Raw genomic sequence first — 14,817 nt, forward strand, 5'->3', positions numbered from 1 at the left:
TGTCATAATAGCATGGCAATTCAGTGAAATAAGCCCTATCATCAAATTCGAGCCAAATTCCAATACACGCACTTATTAAGGGTCAAAGTTGGGCTGATATCATTCTCGCCGGCTTCAATACAAGTCTATATTGATGGAAACCCTGATACTATTGACTCGTGTTACTACAGCCATGTCTGAGGAGAGAGAGTGGGAAACAAAGGGAACGACAACGCTGTATAACAACCCACCAATTGTAATTCAACGTGATCTAGTCGAACTTCCTAATGGTACTTCTGCAGAGTTCGATTATTTAGATGAACCCGATGCAGTAGTAGTATTTCCAATAACGTCTGATGAAAAAGTCGTCACAATTACTGAATGGCGTCAAGCAGTCAAACGTAACGCAACTGGATTACCAGGTGGAAGTATCGAAAATGACGAAAGCCCCAAGGCTGCCGCTTTTCGCGAACTCGAAGAAGAAACGGGATATACAGCTGACTGCTTAGAATTGATGAATACGATTGAGGTAGATAATGGATTCTCAAACGGACGCCATTTCCATTTCTTAGCTACGGGGTGCACACAAAACTCCGAACCAGCAAGTAAACCGATGGAAGCAACCGAGGTTTGCACAAAGTCGCTCAAGGATGTACTCACTGCAGCGGCAGCCGGTGAGATTCTTGACGCAAAGACATTGACCGGACTGTTTCTATATCAACTCAGACAAAATGAATGTTCAGGTGACTTCTAAAGATGGCTGTTACTGTGCTTCAACTCGAATCACTCTCAATTACTTCTATCGGCTCTCTTGCAAGTATCATTGCCTTAGTAATCGCGCTGATTGCCCGACGACACTATGTGGTACATCAATTGGGGCGATTGACTGGAAAGCAAGATGAGGAACTCAAAGCCGAGGGCAAATCGGAGTTTCTTGACGATCTCTTCGGAAGCGAGACTGAAGTCGAACTTATTGAAGATGGTGAAGAGTATGGGCGGCGAATCAGTAAGGCAGCCGAGGATGCAGTAAAGATACGACGGTTGTCCGGTAATCTTGAAGGACAAAAGAATCAGGATGATTACGAAGCGTTCTGCAATCCGAATGTCGAAAAGCACCTCCTCGTTATGCGTCCTGAACAATCGGGAAATCCGATAGGAAAATACACAGGGAATGAGCTAATTCGCCATCTAAAGACGAGTCTTGATGCAGATGCAAGCCTCGGGCGTCTTGAGGGCATGTACCACCGTCTCAAAACATATGCGTCTGGGGAAGATGATTGGGAAAATGTAACAATATCTTCATACTGGCATACGCCTTGGATTCGTATGGCAATATACGAAGACGTTCATGGGAATCGAGAGGCGGGATTCACATTCAGTCCATCAGTAGTTGATTTTCGAGATTCACCATTGTTTTGGACAGAGGATTCAGACTTGATTGCTGCGTTAAACAGCTATTATGACGACATTTGGACTGATGAGCGGACCGTTGACTACACTGTTGTTTTAGAGGAGCTCAAAAGTAAAAATTGAAGAGTTACTCTATTCCCTTGTCAGTTCGAACGCGTCCTTGTTGATGATTCGCTCGGCAGCGAGCCGCTGGACAGCCTCACACTCGGACAACTCGGGAACGTCGCCGTCACAGACGCGAACGACGTAGGCGCGCTCGCCCAGTCGGTCGACGGTCAGATGCGCCTCGTCGGGCTCACCAGCATCGTCGATCAACCCGTCACGTTCGAGAAAGTCCTTCGGCAGCGTCACGAGACCGGACCCGCTTCGGTTCTGTAGTTTCTGCATAGCGGAGTGGCAAGTTCATGGCTATTATGTGTTGCTTCTATGGTGACTTCGTGTAACGTCCATCCCCATTTTCTGTACCTTAGCGGCGGGTATATGGCCTGATAGCCACATCGCCGGCCAACCCGCGGCCTAGCCGCGGGGGAGTACCCCTACCCATGACGACTAAACGGGCCGGCGGCGAGAATCCGCCGGATAGCGCGGCTGAGACCGCGCACCGACCGTATCGAATCGACTGGCACAACGTCGACGAGCACCGCCGCGAGCGAGCCCGGCACGAAGCCGCCGGTGCGAGTCGCGAACTCCCAACCGCGGAACTGGCCGGAGGTGGCGCGTGAGCCTCATCGAAGTCGACACTGCCCGCAGGTCAGACCTCTCCGTGCTGGGTTGGCTCGGCGTCGGCCTCACTGTCGGCGGCCTGGCCTACGCCGCCTGGACGCTCATGACTGCAGTGACCGTCGGCGGCGGGGTCGTCGAGGGACTCCTGGTCGGCACCGGAGCCGTCCTGCTCGGCGGGGCGGTAGCCTACGAAAGCGCCACGCCGGAGATAGACGCCTTGTGCGACCACTGCGGCGACCGAGTGGTCGCTCACTCCAGTCACGACGGCCACGATGAGCACATCGAAGCCTACTGCAGTTCGGACCCGCGGCGGGGCCGACTGGGACCGCTCTCGGTGGTGCTTCAGCGCCGGACGGCGACCTTTGACTACTGCTCTGGCGACTGCGCTTCGGCCGATGCTGACCGACGTCGGATGCAGATCCCATCCCGAACCGACACGGAGTCGACAGCTGCCGGCCGTCTCGCGGCAACTGACGGTGGCGCGGACCGGCTCGACCAGATCATCGACGCCGTCGACCAGGAGGGCAGCGGAGCCGTCCGAGACGATGTCTTGGTCACCGAACTTGAGCGCCTCCAGGAGGGCCAGCCGTGACTGGGACCATCACACGCGTTCGCGATGGTTGGGACAGTGTTGACGAGTCCCTGCACACGGCTGCAGACCAACTCATCAACTCGTTTGCTGGGGCGGCTGTCGCCGGGATCAACCTCGGTTCAGGCGCCTTCCTTATACTCTCGTTTGCGATGAGCTGGCAGTCGCTATCTGGCTCCTTCTCACTGGCATTGACGGCGTTCGGTGGTCTCCTCTCGCTGAGTATCCTCCTGTCAGGATTCATGCTCGCGTGGGGTGACGATGTCTGACCTACCAGACATCCGGATGTCCGATGCGTTCCGTGAGTACATCCGCGAACTGCGCGATGCAGAGTTGTTCGACTTCTCTGAGGCACAGACCGACAACCAGGGGATCGCCCACCCGACGACGGGCACACAATTCAAATGACTAACAAACCATTCACAGCAGCCCGCTCGCTGTTTCTGGTCGTCTTACTTGTCGCCTCGGTGGTCGCCGGGACCGGCACGGTGGCGGCCCAACAGAGCGGTACGACCGTAGCGGACACAACTACCTCTGGCGAGGTCACGATTCAGTCGTACAACGTCAGCTGGGATCCCATCCAGTACGAGAACAACAACGGCGAACTCGTCACCCATCCCTCGCACGTCAACGAGTCAGTCGACAACCCTTACTCGTTCGTCGCGACGGACATCGAGGTCGCTGACTACGGCGTCTTCCCACGGAAGAGTGCCGAATCCGACAACTCGGCCAGCGCGCTCGACGCGAGCGAGTGGTCAACCTCGGTCAGCGACACGACGAACACGGGCCTCTCAACGAGCGATGTCGAGACCGCACCCGGCGTCGACGCGGTGAACATCGCAACCGGCGGCTCGATGGGCTCCGGTGACACGGCCACGGCGACCTATTCGAACTTCTCGGTCACAAGTGACGAGAAGAAGCGATATCTGCAGGTCGCGATGGACGTCAACCAACTCGACTCGGGAGCCACCGTCGACGTGCGGGTTGTCGACGAGAACGGCGACTACTATGCCGCCGAAGTGAACCCGTCCCGGAGTTCCGGTGAGGACCTCATCGGGAGCGCCCAGGGCGAAGGCTACGTGTTCCAGCGCCAGCTTGGCGATATGGAACTCGTTGCAGACGGTGACGGCACGTTCGACAACATCGAGAAGACGGAAGTCGTCATCGCAGAGGGCGATGCGGACGTCTCCGTCACAGCGGTGAACGTCCAGAAGATGTCGACCTGGGACCTCGGCACTCAGCTGAAAGACACGAACGGCGACGGCGAGCTCGAGGAGACGACGCTCAAGGAAGTATCCTCGCCGGGCGCTGTCTCGATCACGTCGCTGGATTCGATGGGCCAGACGTTCCAGAAGGGAATCGTCCACGACCTCACGATTGACTTCGCCAGCAACCGGAGCGACCGCGACGCTGACGAAATCGTGACCGAATTCAACCAGACCGACCAGCGGCCGGGGTACTACGGGACGGCGACGATCTACATGCCGACCGGCCTCCCATCGGCGTACGAACTGTCGTACGCGGACGTCAAAACCACCCAGACGCAGGCGTTCCTCGCCGACCGGTACATCGAGGTCAGCTACGCCGAAGGTGTGGGTGACACAGCGCCGAAGAACATCAGCTCCTGGACGGACATCACGTCCTCGTTCAGCTCGCAGGGCGCGAACGTCACCGTCGACGACACGCTCCAGCCGGGCCAGACGAACTACGTCGTTCTCAATCTCCAGCTGCAGGAGAACGAGTTCCAGACCACACAGGACGCCTTCGCAACCGCTGGAGCAGCCGTGATGGGGCCTGGCGGCGATGGCGGCGGGCTCGGTAGCATCCCGCTCGTCGGTGGCGCGCTGGCCACGCTGGGCAGTCTCTGGGCGTACGTCAAAGGCCTCGTTCCGTTCATTGGGCCATCGCGAGGGGCGTGATTCCGATGACGGACGCCACACCCCCGCCAGGAGGTGAGCGCTGATGGGGAAGTGGACAGATCGGCTCAGGGAGATTGCGAACGTGTCCAACGGTAACTGGACAAATATCCTCCCGAAGACGCTACTGCTGCCGGTGATTGCGTTCTTCGCGTCGTTAGCGGACGCAATCGGGGCGTTCTTCGATATCCCGATCAACACCGGGCTCGCGCTCGGCGAAGGGATCGGCGGCCTCATCGATTCGTTCCTCGGTGGTGGCGCGAACATCATCCAATCCGGTGCAGCAGAGTCTGCATCATCGCTTGGCAGTGGTATCTGGGCCCAGTTTGGCCCGTTGACGTTCGCTGTCGCAATCGGTTCGGTGGTCCTCGGCGCGCTCATCATTGCTCGGGCCCGCAGCGAAGAGTCGACGTCGAACATCTTCCCCGGGGCCGGTGGCATCGACGCGCCAGAATGGCTCCCCTTCGTCGGAGCAGAGGAGGGCGAGGAGTGATGGTTCGGGGGCCGTCGGCGTCGAGACGCGGAGGTGAGGCCGAGTGAGTGGTGACAGCGGCCGCGCTGCGAGGTTGCTCGACGGCTCCACGGATCCGTTGACGACCGACGGCGGGACCTCGGTTGACTGGAAAAGTGTCCTGATGGCATCGCTGGGTGCCATCTCGACAGCGTATTTCTCGTCGGCCGCCGATCTCATTGGGACGTTCTTTCAGTCCTGGATCATCGGCCCGGCCAGCGAGTATGCGACGGTAATGGAGAAAGCCGTCGGGTTGCTGGTCCAGAGTCCCGGCGTGGCTGTCGATGCGGCATTCCAGCAGACCGAACGGTTCATCGATGGCCTCGGAATCTTCGCGTTCATCGGCGCGCTCGCGTTCGTCGTGCTGATGGCACTCGTGCTTGCGGAGGCGCGATCGCGATTATGAGCGAACAGTCGTTAGTCGACAAGGCCGTCGACAGGGTACTCGACTCGAGCGAACTGGACGAGCTCATTAGTCGCCGAATCACTGAGTACGTGATCGGCGCGGTCGCGGCGCTCGTGTTCCAGATTGCGGGTGTCATCGAGAGCGGCTACGGAATCGTCGAGAATGCTATCAGCGCTGCTGGCGGGTCCTTGTCCGAGACTGTGTCCATGTTCGGTGCCGGACTGACGCTGATGGCAGAGGGTTGGCAGTCGTTCCTCGTCTCCATCGCTGTCGCGTTCGGGCCCGCAGCGCCGCTCGTGTTGTTGCTTCTCTGGACGGCGACGTTTGTCGCGATCGTGCTGGCGATCGTCGCGTTCGGACCAGCAGTCACGGACCTCCTGGGTGCGATCCCAGTAGCTGGGTCGGTCCTGGATGCAGTGCTGACGTTCGTCCAGGAATGGGCGTATCGTCTCATCGAGTTCGCACGAGGTGACGGCTGATGGGTGTCCGAGAGTTCCTCAAGACAGTATCTCGCCATCCGCTCGCGAAGGCAACCGGCGTCTCTGCGCTGGTTGGCATCATCATCAAACTCCCGCTGGTGGTCGCACTGGTCGGGACGCTCTGGGCACAACTCGGGACGCTGTTCACGGCGTTCTCAGTGACGGCGTTCTCGATTGCACCGCGTGTCCCGTTCATACCGACCGGGATCGCTCAGAACACTGCGCTGGTCATCGGCGGCCTGTTCGTGGTGAAACTGGTCGTCGTGAAGGTGCTGCACAGTTTCTACAAAGAAATTCAGAAATCAAACTAAGGAACATGACAACTCAAGACACCGCACAACTGACGAACCGAGAACAGACGCCGAAGGGAGGTGAGGACTCGTGGCACTGGACGTGCTGATGGGACTCCTTACCGGGTCGGTCATCGCGACGATCATCGGCTTACTCGCCGTGGGGGCGCTGGCTCTCTGGGCCTTCGAAGAGTACGAGGAAGCCAACGACAACGTGGAACTGGTCGAACGCGTGGGCGAGCGGGCCCGTGTGACGACCGGTGGAATCGCAGGCGGCTTTGGTTCGCTGGCGGTGGTCGTCACGTCGATCATGGTGACGATCGGCCGGGAGCTAGCGATGGCGGGCGGCGAACTTGCTCCGCTCATCAAGGCCGCACCGGCACTGACCGGTGAAATTCTCCTCGGCGTGCTGGCCTATCTCCAGATCAAGGGCTATGTCCCACTGCAACCGTGGCAGCTCGGAGCCATCGTCATGGCCGTCCTGGTCGTGACGATTGTCGCTCGGTACGGTACGAGCGGAGCCAGCACACGGAGGGCCTAACGCGCCTGTCGGGCATTCCATTCCTTTCAGTACATGACCTCAAAACTACTCACGACTCTGGCGGTTGCGCTGGTGGTGCTGGCTGGGATTCCAGCCGGGAGCATCGGCGCTGTGGCGGCGGACAGTGGTCCCTCCGGTATGTCCGCGGTTCCGGATGGGAATATCGATGTGGACGTGCCCGACGGACAGACGCCGGCCATCCCGGCGGAATCGCTACGCGGAGCGACCTATACCGGGTCGAACGCGTCCTCGATGTCGGTGACGGTGACGACACCCGATCGGGCTGAGGACCTTGTCGGTTCGAACGCGAATCTCATCGGCGCGGGCGATCTCGCGCTCATCCTTGGTGACGACCAGCACCACGCTGGTCGTGAGGTCGCGCTGCCAGCTGGGGCCGTGCATGAGCAGCTGGGGTACACGCCGAAACAGGTCCGAGGAGTCCACTCCAGCGGGTCGACTTGGACACGAGAAGTTGCCTACGAGAACGGATATCTCGTCTTTGAAGTACCTGAGTTCAGCGAGAACGGCATCACGTTCTCCGGTGAAGTCCAGATCACGGCTTCGCCGGCGACAGATGGATTCACATCCGCCTACGGCGTGGGCGACAAGGACGCAGTCAATGACTTCACTGCCGATGTGACTGGCATCACGAATACGGAAACGGACACGGAGAGTGCATCGTCGCTGACTGATGGTGACATGCTCTCGCTGTCTGTCGCGGGGAATCTCCCACCGACCGGCCCATCAACGAACAACGAACCAGAAATTGTCTTTGAAGGGACCGAGAAAACAACAGCGTGGTCGGCGTCGGCGACGTCGTCGAGTAGCGGGTCGACGAAGTCTGTCTCGGTTCCTGGTAACGTCGATCCGTCGAGTGAATCAGTCGAGTTCGTTGGAAACGAACAGACGACGGCGCGAACCGTCTCGGGGTCGAGCCTCGCTAGTGGCGATACGCTCTCGTATAATGTGGGCGGAAATATCCCGGCGACGGGTGCGGAAGTGACGTTTACCGGCGGTTTGTCATCCACATCCACCTCCGCGAGCGGCACGGGTAGCGGGTCGGTCAGCGTCGGCGGCAACATTGACGCGGTTGACGAGGGTGTTTCGGTCACGGGACGCGAAAGCACTTCCAGCGCGTCGGCCTCCGGCTCTCTCTCGCCCGGCAATTCAGAGTCACTCAATCTTAACGGCAATCTGGACCCGACAAACGAGCAACTGACCGTTACTGCTGGCCAGAGCGTTAGCCAAGGTGTAGACAATTACCAATACGCCATCTTAGATGACAATACGAAACTCCAATCCGAGTTTTCGCTGGAACCAACGCCCAGCGAACCCATTACGTCACTCAAATTACCGAATGACGCCGCTGGCGACGGGTCCGGCAAGGCCGACATATATCTCGTCCGCGAAGGAGTTGACACAACACAAAAAGAGGGGACGTTAGTCGCCAGCGACGTGCAATTTACGACTTCAAATAAGGAAGTTGACATAGATGCATGGAACCCGAATGGGGCGTCCGAAGTCACCGTCGAAATTGTCCAAACGAGCCTAGCGAGTACGACTATCACAGTGGGGAGGAGCGACGGTACCGACGCCGCAGACGGTAAAGTCTACCGCCACGCGGACGATAGCCCCAGCGATTCGACCGCCACCGCCACCTATAGAACGGGCGCAGATGTGACGGTTGAAGCGTCCGATACCGGGGCTTCAAAATCGTTCTCCGTCGGTGGCGGCAACTCGGAAACAAAATCGTTCAGCGTCAATCGGGCCGATACCATATCCGCTAGCGGGTCCGGGAGTGTCGACTACACGCTCGATTACACCGCCCACACTGGCACGGAGGACCCGAGCGTCGACGTTGACGGCGACGGGTCCGCTGAGGCGTCGTGGTCAGGCGTGTATACGTCCGGCGAGACACCGTCGAGCAAGAGCGTCGACGGCCTATCACCGGGAACGAACAGTATCAGCACCGGAACGACGAACGGCCCACAACCAGACTGGAATCTGTCGTGGACTGAGCGCACAGCCACCGAGGACCCGTCGATTGACGTCGACGGCGACGGCTCGACCGACGCGAATTATACGGGGGTTCTGAAATCGGGAGAGACTCACACCGCGAGCGTTTCGGACCTCCCGACCGGCTCGCACACGGCCAGCGTCTCGACGGGTCATAAGGTCGACGTCGATATTGATATGACCGAGCGAACAGCGACCGAGGACCCAGGCCTCGATCTCGACGGAGACGGGGCGACCGACGCGAGTTACTCGGGTATCCTGACTTCGGGACAGTCGACGTCTGTCTCGGCCGAGACACTGTCGAACGGCGACTCGACTGTCGAGACCTCGCTGACGGCCGGGACTGTCGACTATACAATCTCCGCTGACGGGACCTACCACACGGAAGACCCTGCAGTCGATGTCGACGGTGATGGCGTCACTGAAGCGGGCTACTCGGGTATGCTCGCACCGGGCGAGACAGCCACTGCCGAGCTGCCCAGCATCGACCGGCAAACGAGTGATGTGACGATATCGACTGTCGGAGGATCGGCTACGACCGCCCGGGTGACGTATACAGAACGGACCGAGACCGAGGACGTCAGTCTCTACGTGAACGGGAACGAGACGAGCTATACGGGCCGTCTGGGCGATGGAGAAACCGCCTCGCTGACGACTGACTCTGCGTGGGTTCGTGAAGGGACGAACAACGTTGAGCTCGGGCTGGCCCAGCAGTCGGCGGATGCGCCGGCAACACAGGTCCAGCTGACCTATCGCCACGAGGTCCAGGACAAGCAGACGGTCACCTACACTGCGGAACAGTTGACCTCTCGCTACAACGTCTCGAAGTCCTTCGCCGGCGACCGCTCAGCGGCATCGCTGACGATCCCCTTCGAGCGCAACGTCTACGAAATCCGTAATCTCGAAGTCCGAACCAACGGCGGGACGTGGTCAGAGGTAGCTCCGGCAGACTACGAGCTCAACGACACGACGCTCAACGTAGAACTTGGCTCTGTCAGTGCAGGCGACACGGTTACTGTCCGAGCGGACGGGTCGATGGCACGGGTCAACAACGGCTCGATACAGGTTGTTGACCCGAGCGTCCGGGGTTCGACGTTGGACTCCCGTGTCAAACTGACCGACTGGAACGGCGACTCGTACATGCGGCTGCCAGACGGTGCTGAGCGGATTCACTACGCCTACGACGAACCGTGGGCTGGCGAGAGCGGTGAGTACGCGACAGTCGAGGCCAACGGCACGCAACGGCTCCACCTACCGCCGTCCGATGCTGGCTACGAGTTCCAGCTTGCGACAGTGCCCGTGACTGCGACGCCGACCAACGGCGACGTCCAGGTGTCGGTCACCGACGCCCCAGATACGAACGAACCGTCGCTTGAGATCGGGGCGGGCAGTACCTACGGCGACGAGGTGGAGTTCACTTTCGTCGACGCGAAAGACGACCAGAAGTACATCCTCTACAGTACGTCCCAGGGCGTCGTTCGGGACTCTGGGACGGCGAATTCGCCGCTGACGCTGTCCGACGACGACAGCGACGAGACGCTGCAGTTCCAGGAAGAGAACACGACGTCTTCGGCGACCGATTCGACGAGCGGTCCCTTCAACGGGCCGACGATGGGACCGATCACGGCTCCCGAGGAAGGGATTCCAGTTCCGCTCATCGTCGGCGTCGTACTCCTGTTGGCACTGGCTGTGCTGGTCCGGCGGTTCGAGTTCATTACGCTCCCGTCGGCAGTCCCAGAAGGCACACTCCCGGCGGCTGCGGCCGTCTTGGTCGTGGTTTATATAATCGACTGGGCCAGCGGGCACGTCATCACGCAGTCACTCGGCAGCGGCCTACAGCCGCTCGTCCCACTGGCAGGCCTCATCGGGCTCTTGCTGACGGCGTACTACCTCTACATGACCTACATCAAGGGACAGGGACCACGGCCCATCCAGATCGTTTCGAACGGCGCGAGTCGGGTTCGTGACGGCTCGGATCGACTTCGCGGAGGGAACAACTGATGTTCGGACGGAAAACTCAACACTGCTTGCTTGTCGTACTGCTTATCATCAGCGCGCTGTCGGTCCCGCTGTCTGTGGGTGCTGACGCACAGTCATCGACGGACCAAGAGTGGACGCTGCAGGAACTCCAGACCCAGGGCACAGTCACCGACGAGCGCTATCCCTCGCTCCGGACGGCCGGTGAGATGACTGCCTTCTGGATGGTCCGGTATCCGCCGCGTGGTACCGGAACATACGGCCAGCGCTCGTCACAGGAGTTCTTGACGCCCACGACGACGGTTCACCGGAATCAGGTGCGGCTGTATGGAAGCTTCCCGTTCGATGGCCAGAATCGTACCTTCTCGCTCACGAAGATCTACTGGCATCCGGACACGCGCAAAACGGAGACCTCCAACGGGACGATCATCACCGAGCGCTACGCGAACGTCACGGCGGTTGGCGAGCAGGAAGTAACTTTCCAGTCGGGGATGCGACGGCACAACGACATCCCCCTGCGTGGCCACTACGACGACGCTGAGCGGGTGACGATGCTGATGGAACTCCCCAGCGGAGACACACTCCGCTGGACGTTCAAGCACAAATCCATCGCGACGGCGAAGGCCGCACCCGATATCAACACTCGCGGCGACCTGAACGAGTACATCCTGCTGTGGGTGGTTCTACCGACGATCGTGCTGTCGCTGCTCAGCTATACGTATGTCCCGAAGTTCCGCCGGAAGGCCCTGGCTGGGACTGGCCGCGGGGCGATGGCATGGATCGCCATCGGCTTCATATTCGCCGTGGGTGCGTACTTCGTGGGCTACTACGCGCTGGCGTCGCTGACTGCCCACTTCCCGATTGTGTTCAGCGTGTTCATCGCCTATGTCGTGGCGGTGATACAGCTCGAGGACCACGACGACGCCATCGAGAACTGGGGCTTCATTCGGATGGACCCGGAGACCGCTACCAGCCCACTCGACGACAAGAGCGAGATTCTCGATTCTGGTGATATCGAGATCGAGGGCTACGACGTCGTGTTCGACGAGGACGGCGCGCCGGTGCTGTACTCGAAGGGCCTGCTGTCGATGTGGGCCCGCTACAAAGGCTGTTACGCTGGGCTGAACATCAACAACAAAGAAGCTGAGTGGGACTGTGTCGGCGACTACGACAAGGTCGTCATCGTCGACCAGGACGCGCCGGGGCTGGTCGAACACCTGCCTTCGCGTGTTATTTTCACATGGCCGTGGCGGACCTACCAGCCACCCCGCGACGACGAAGGCACTCTCCTCGAGGACGAACTGGACCCGGGCAAGCTGCGAGCGCTGCCCGAGTCGATTGGGAAAGAACAGTACTTCCAGGCCGCCGGGATGCTCGTGATTCCAGCCATCTCAGCGTACGCATCGCTGGATTTCGTCGGCGCGTGGCAGTGGGGCCTTCTGGCGTGCCTGCCGTTCGGGCTCCTGTTCGCCGAGCCCATCGAAGGGAAGGCCCAGTCGTGGGTCGCTCCGGGACAGGCGCGGAAAGCGTGGACCACGGCCTGGTACGTCGACTTGAACGTCCGCCGGTTCGGGACGATCGACGCGGTCCTGGAGAAACTCATCGAGAGCGAGAACAAGCAGTACGACGTCCAGAAGTGGCTCCAAGACCTCCGGGATGAAGGCCTTATCGACGAGGCACACAACCGGGAGGGCAAACCGTTCGACTCGGTCTTGTCCGATGAGGACCCAGCACTGGACCGCGACGAGCGACCGTCTGCCGCTGCGGGAGGTGACGACTGATGTCGAGCCATTCCATCCGGACATCGCTCGATAAGGTTCTCCAGGAAGTTCAGGAGGACGACTCTGCTGATGTCGCGACCTCCGAGATTTCGTTCACGCCAGCGCTGGACAGCCTCAATCAGGACCAACACGACTGGCTCCAGCGCTGGACCGTCGAAGGCTATGACTCTCGTCGAGAGCTGGTGCTGTCACTTCATCAGATGCAGTTCTGGGCGCTGGGTCGGGTTCCGGACGGCTGGTTTGTGAACGTCTGTTCCCGGCCTGTGCCGCTGTCGGTCGTCATCACGTCGGAGAACCGCCAGCAGTGGCGGGAAGACCCAGTCGGGCTCGCGACAGCCGAGCGAGAGCGCCGTTACCTCGCGGCGAAGTACGTCCGTCCAGCATTCCGGGCCGCCTATCGGACGCTTCGGACCGACGCCCAGCAGTACACCAACCAGTCCGAACGTGTCGAGAATCCCGATAAGACGGAGTTCTTCGCCATGCGGCCAGCGCTGGATGAACTTTACCGAAAACAGAGTGACTTGCTGGTCTCGCTGCTGGACGGCTTTGAGGACATGACCGCCGTCGACGAGTGGCTGTCTCGGTTGGACCGGGGCACGCTCGGTGAGCTGTATCGTGTTGAACCGGACTTCGACTGGAAAATCCATGACCGGGCCAGCGCCCAGCGTGTGTTACTCCGGGACGGGGAGAAGTTCGCCCGCGAACGCGAACTGTGGGCAGCGACCTACCTCCTGCCGGCGTACAACCGCGCTGTCGAACGCTGGGCTGGCGAGGCTGACGAACACCGTGAGGACGAGAACGGCGAGCACGAACCAGCGAGGACGATGTAACCATGTCTGAGATGCACGATCCACAGGACCTGGGATTCGAAGAACCGCACTACGGAAGCGAACAGTGGACCGATGACAGCCGCCGGCATTCTGATGGCCGCCACCTTTGCCGGCTCCATGGTATGCCGAAGTTCAATCCCGACCAGTTCGACGAGGATGGTCTCGTTCCGGCCTTCTGGGACCACACATGGGACGGCGGCCGGAACCAGCCCAGTGGCGGTGTCGAGTGGTTCGCGACGGGCCCGCCGAACTCGGGGAAGACGACGCTTGCACTCCGGGCCGCCCAGATTGACATGGAAGTCAACAACTCCCGTGTGGTCTGGCGAGCTGCGACGGGTTCGCGGTCGGAGTGGCTCCCCTACGCGCCGGTCGCACATGTGTGCCTCCCCAAGGGGTACGAGGTGACCGTGCGTGTCGTCCCGAAGGGCGGGAATCGGAACTCGATGGGCAAAGAGGTCCCGCTCGAGGACGTCGTTCGGAAGGTCACGTACTACAGCGATATCATGGACCTGAACCTGAACGTCCTGCAGGACGGTGTGTTTCATGTCGTCTACCCAGACCCGAAGATGCGAGGGTGTCAGTGGGTCTACGAGGAATCTGACAAGGTCATTGACGGCGTCGAGTTCCAGCATGGTGATCCGGTCGATCACTGGTGGTTCGGCTGGGCGCTATCACTCGTCGAACGCGGCCCGTTTGACTGGACAACTTGGATCTGCGACGAGGTTGCGTCGCTCGCTCGGGAGGGCGTCTCGAAGGACAAGTATGCCACACTCCAGAAAGTCCAACTCGCTGGGACGGCCGTCGAGGACTTCCGGAAGAACGGGATCATCGGCCTGTTTTTCGGCCACAAGGACAAACACCTCCACAACCTCTGGACGGACCGGATTCGCTGGCGTGTCGCGATGAACGGTACCGCGAACCCTCACGGCGGCTCCGCGCCGAAAGGATTTGAGACTGTCCAGATGGAGGAAGACCTAACTTCCGATCTTGACATCGGCGAGGCTGTCCTCTACAACGAACAAGCGTTCACTTGGCCGCCGATCACATGGCCGGAGATTTCGAAGCCAATCCACGGCGACCTGAAAGTGTATCTCTCCGAGACGAACTCAGAACGAGCTGCAGTCCCGGGGGGTGCGTCGGCATGATCGGCCCGACCCCAGAGTCCAGTCGTCGACGATCTTCCTCGGCACCACAGAGTCTCGGCTGTAATCTCTCAGTTTTCGAAGACGAACCCAGGGGGCCGGACTACCGGAAACCGGTCCCCGCACCGATTTCGCGGCGAGCGGCGAGATTTTTCGCGCGCGCGGAATTCCAGACAAGACATGAGTACCCCCCCGTGTGGGCAGGCGCATTATGCGACGCGAGCGTG

The 14,817-nt window shown here is 60.1% G+C and carries 17 protein-coding genes; 16 read left to right on the plus strand and 1 reads right to left on the minus strand.

Annotated features, from left to right (window positions below; genetic code table 11):
• Window positions 1-172: 172 nt before the first annotated feature.
• Window positions 173-733 carry an NUDIX hydrolase gene (locus tag VI234_RS10815; RefSeq protein ID WP_336329996.1) on the plus strand — a complete coding sequence of 187 codons (561 nt, stop codon included), beginning with the start codon at window positions 173-175 and terminating at the stop codon, window positions 731-733.
• A gap of 2 nt (window positions 734-735) precedes the next feature.
• Window positions 736-1,512: a hypothetical protein gene (locus VI234_RS10820; protein WP_336329997.1), complete on the plus strand. Its 777-nt coding sequence runs from the start codon at window positions 736-738 to the stop codon at window positions 1,510-1,512.
• Between the two features lie 9 nt (window positions 1,513-1,521).
• Here the strand turns inward: VI234_RS10820 and VI234_RS10825 are convergent, their stop codons facing one another.
• Complete coding sequence (locus tag VI234_RS10825) at window positions 1,522-1,776, minus strand: hypothetical protein (RefSeq protein ID WP_336329998.1); 255 nt, start codon at window positions 1,774-1,776, stop codon at window positions 1,522-1,524.
• 155 nt (window positions 1,777-1,931) lie between these two features.
• Between VI234_RS10825 and VI234_RS10830 the strand changes: the two genes are divergently transcribed.
• The 14 genes from VI234_RS10830 (at window position 1,932) to VI234_RS10895 (ending at window position 14,593) form a co-directional block, all read left to right on the plus strand.
• On the plus strand, window positions 1,932-2,111 hold the full coding sequence (locus tag VI234_RS10830; RefSeq protein ID WP_336329999.1) for a hypothetical protein: 180 nt from the start codon (window positions 1,932-1,934) through the stop codon (window positions 2,109-2,111).
• Window positions 2,108-2,704: a hypothetical protein gene (locus VI234_RS10835; RefSeq protein WP_336330000.1), complete on the plus strand. Its 597-nt coding sequence runs from the start codon at window positions 2,108-2,110 to the stop codon at window positions 2,702-2,704. The genes VI234_RS10830 and VI234_RS10835 overlap by 4 nt, the downstream gene beginning before the upstream one ends.
• Window positions 2,701-2,970, plus strand: coding sequence for a hypothetical protein (locus tag VI234_RS10840; protein ID WP_336330001.1), 270 nt, complete (start codon window positions 2,701-2,703; stop codon window positions 2,968-2,970). Before VI234_RS10835 ends, VI234_RS10840 begins: the two co-directional genes overlap by 4 nt.
• Complete coding sequence (locus VI234_RS10845) at window positions 2,963-3,109, plus strand: hypothetical protein (protein WP_336330002.1); 147 nt, start codon at window positions 2,963-2,965, stop codon at window positions 3,107-3,109. The genes VI234_RS10840 and VI234_RS10845 overlap by 8 nt, the downstream gene beginning before the upstream one ends.
• Window positions 3,106-4,620, plus strand: coding sequence for a hypothetical protein (locus VI234_RS10850; RefSeq protein WP_336330003.1), 1,515 nt, complete (start codon window positions 3,106-3,108; stop codon window positions 4,618-4,620). The genes VI234_RS10845 and VI234_RS10850 overlap by 4 nt, the downstream gene beginning before the upstream one ends.
• A gap of 43 nt (window positions 4,621-4,663) precedes the next feature.
• Entirely contained in the window at window positions 4,664-5,110 is a 447-nt protein-coding gene (locus VI234_RS10855) for a hypothetical protein (protein WP_050037916.1), read from the plus strand.
• A 43-nt stretch (window positions 5,111-5,153) separates the two neighbouring features.
• On the plus strand, window positions 5,154-5,534 hold the full coding sequence (locus VI234_RS10860; protein WP_058997738.1) for a hypothetical protein: 381 nt from the start codon (window positions 5,154-5,156) through the stop codon (window positions 5,532-5,534).
• A complete protein-coding gene (locus tag VI234_RS10865; protein ID WP_336330004.1) occupies window positions 5,531-6,013 on the plus strand; it encodes a hypothetical protein in 483 nt (160 codons plus the stop codon). Before VI234_RS10860 ends, VI234_RS10865 begins: the two co-directional genes overlap by 4 nt.
• Window positions 6,013-6,324 (plus strand): hypothetical protein, encoded by a 312-nt coding sequence (locus VI234_RS10870; RefSeq protein WP_050037919.1) that lies wholly within the window; start codon window positions 6,013-6,015, stop codon window positions 6,322-6,324. Before VI234_RS10865 ends, VI234_RS10870 begins: the two co-directional genes overlap by 1 nt.
• 70 nt (window positions 6,325-6,394) lie before the next feature.
• A complete protein-coding gene (locus VI234_RS10875; protein ID WP_154021056.1) occupies window positions 6,395-6,844 on the plus strand; it encodes a hypothetical protein in 450 nt (149 codons plus the stop codon).
• A 33-nt stretch (window positions 6,845-6,877) separates the two neighbouring features.
• Window positions 6,878-10,861 carry a hypothetical protein gene (locus VI234_RS10880; RefSeq protein WP_336330005.1) on the plus strand — a complete coding sequence of 1,328 codons (3,984 nt, stop codon included), beginning with the start codon at window positions 6,878-6,880 and terminating at the stop codon, window positions 10,859-10,861.
• Window positions 10,861-12,618: a hypothetical protein gene (locus tag VI234_RS10885; protein ID WP_336330006.1), complete on the plus strand. Its 1,758-nt coding sequence runs from the start codon at window positions 10,861-10,863 to the stop codon at window positions 12,616-12,618. The genes VI234_RS10880 and VI234_RS10885 overlap by 1 nt, the downstream gene beginning before the upstream one ends.
• Window positions 12,618-13,448, plus strand: a complete 831-nt coding sequence (locus VI234_RS10890; RefSeq protein ID WP_050037923.1) for a hypothetical protein — start codon at window positions 12,618-12,620, stop codon at window positions 13,446-13,448. Before VI234_RS10885 ends, VI234_RS10890 begins: the two co-directional genes overlap by 1 nt.
• Before the next feature lie 2 nt (window positions 13,449-13,450).
• Window positions 13,451-14,593, plus strand: a complete 1,143-nt coding sequence (locus VI234_RS10895) for an ATP-binding protein (protein ID WP_336330007.1) — start codon at window positions 13,451-13,453, stop codon at window positions 14,591-14,593.
• Window positions 14,594-14,817 lie beyond the last annotated feature (224 nt).

The sequence above is a fragment of the Haloarcula sp. CGMCC 1.2071 genome (genome assembly GCF_037078445.1).
In the GTDB taxonomy this organism is placed as follows: domain Archaea; phylum Halobacteriota; class Halobacteria; order Halobacteriales; family Haloarculaceae; genus Haloarcula; species Haloarcula amylolytica.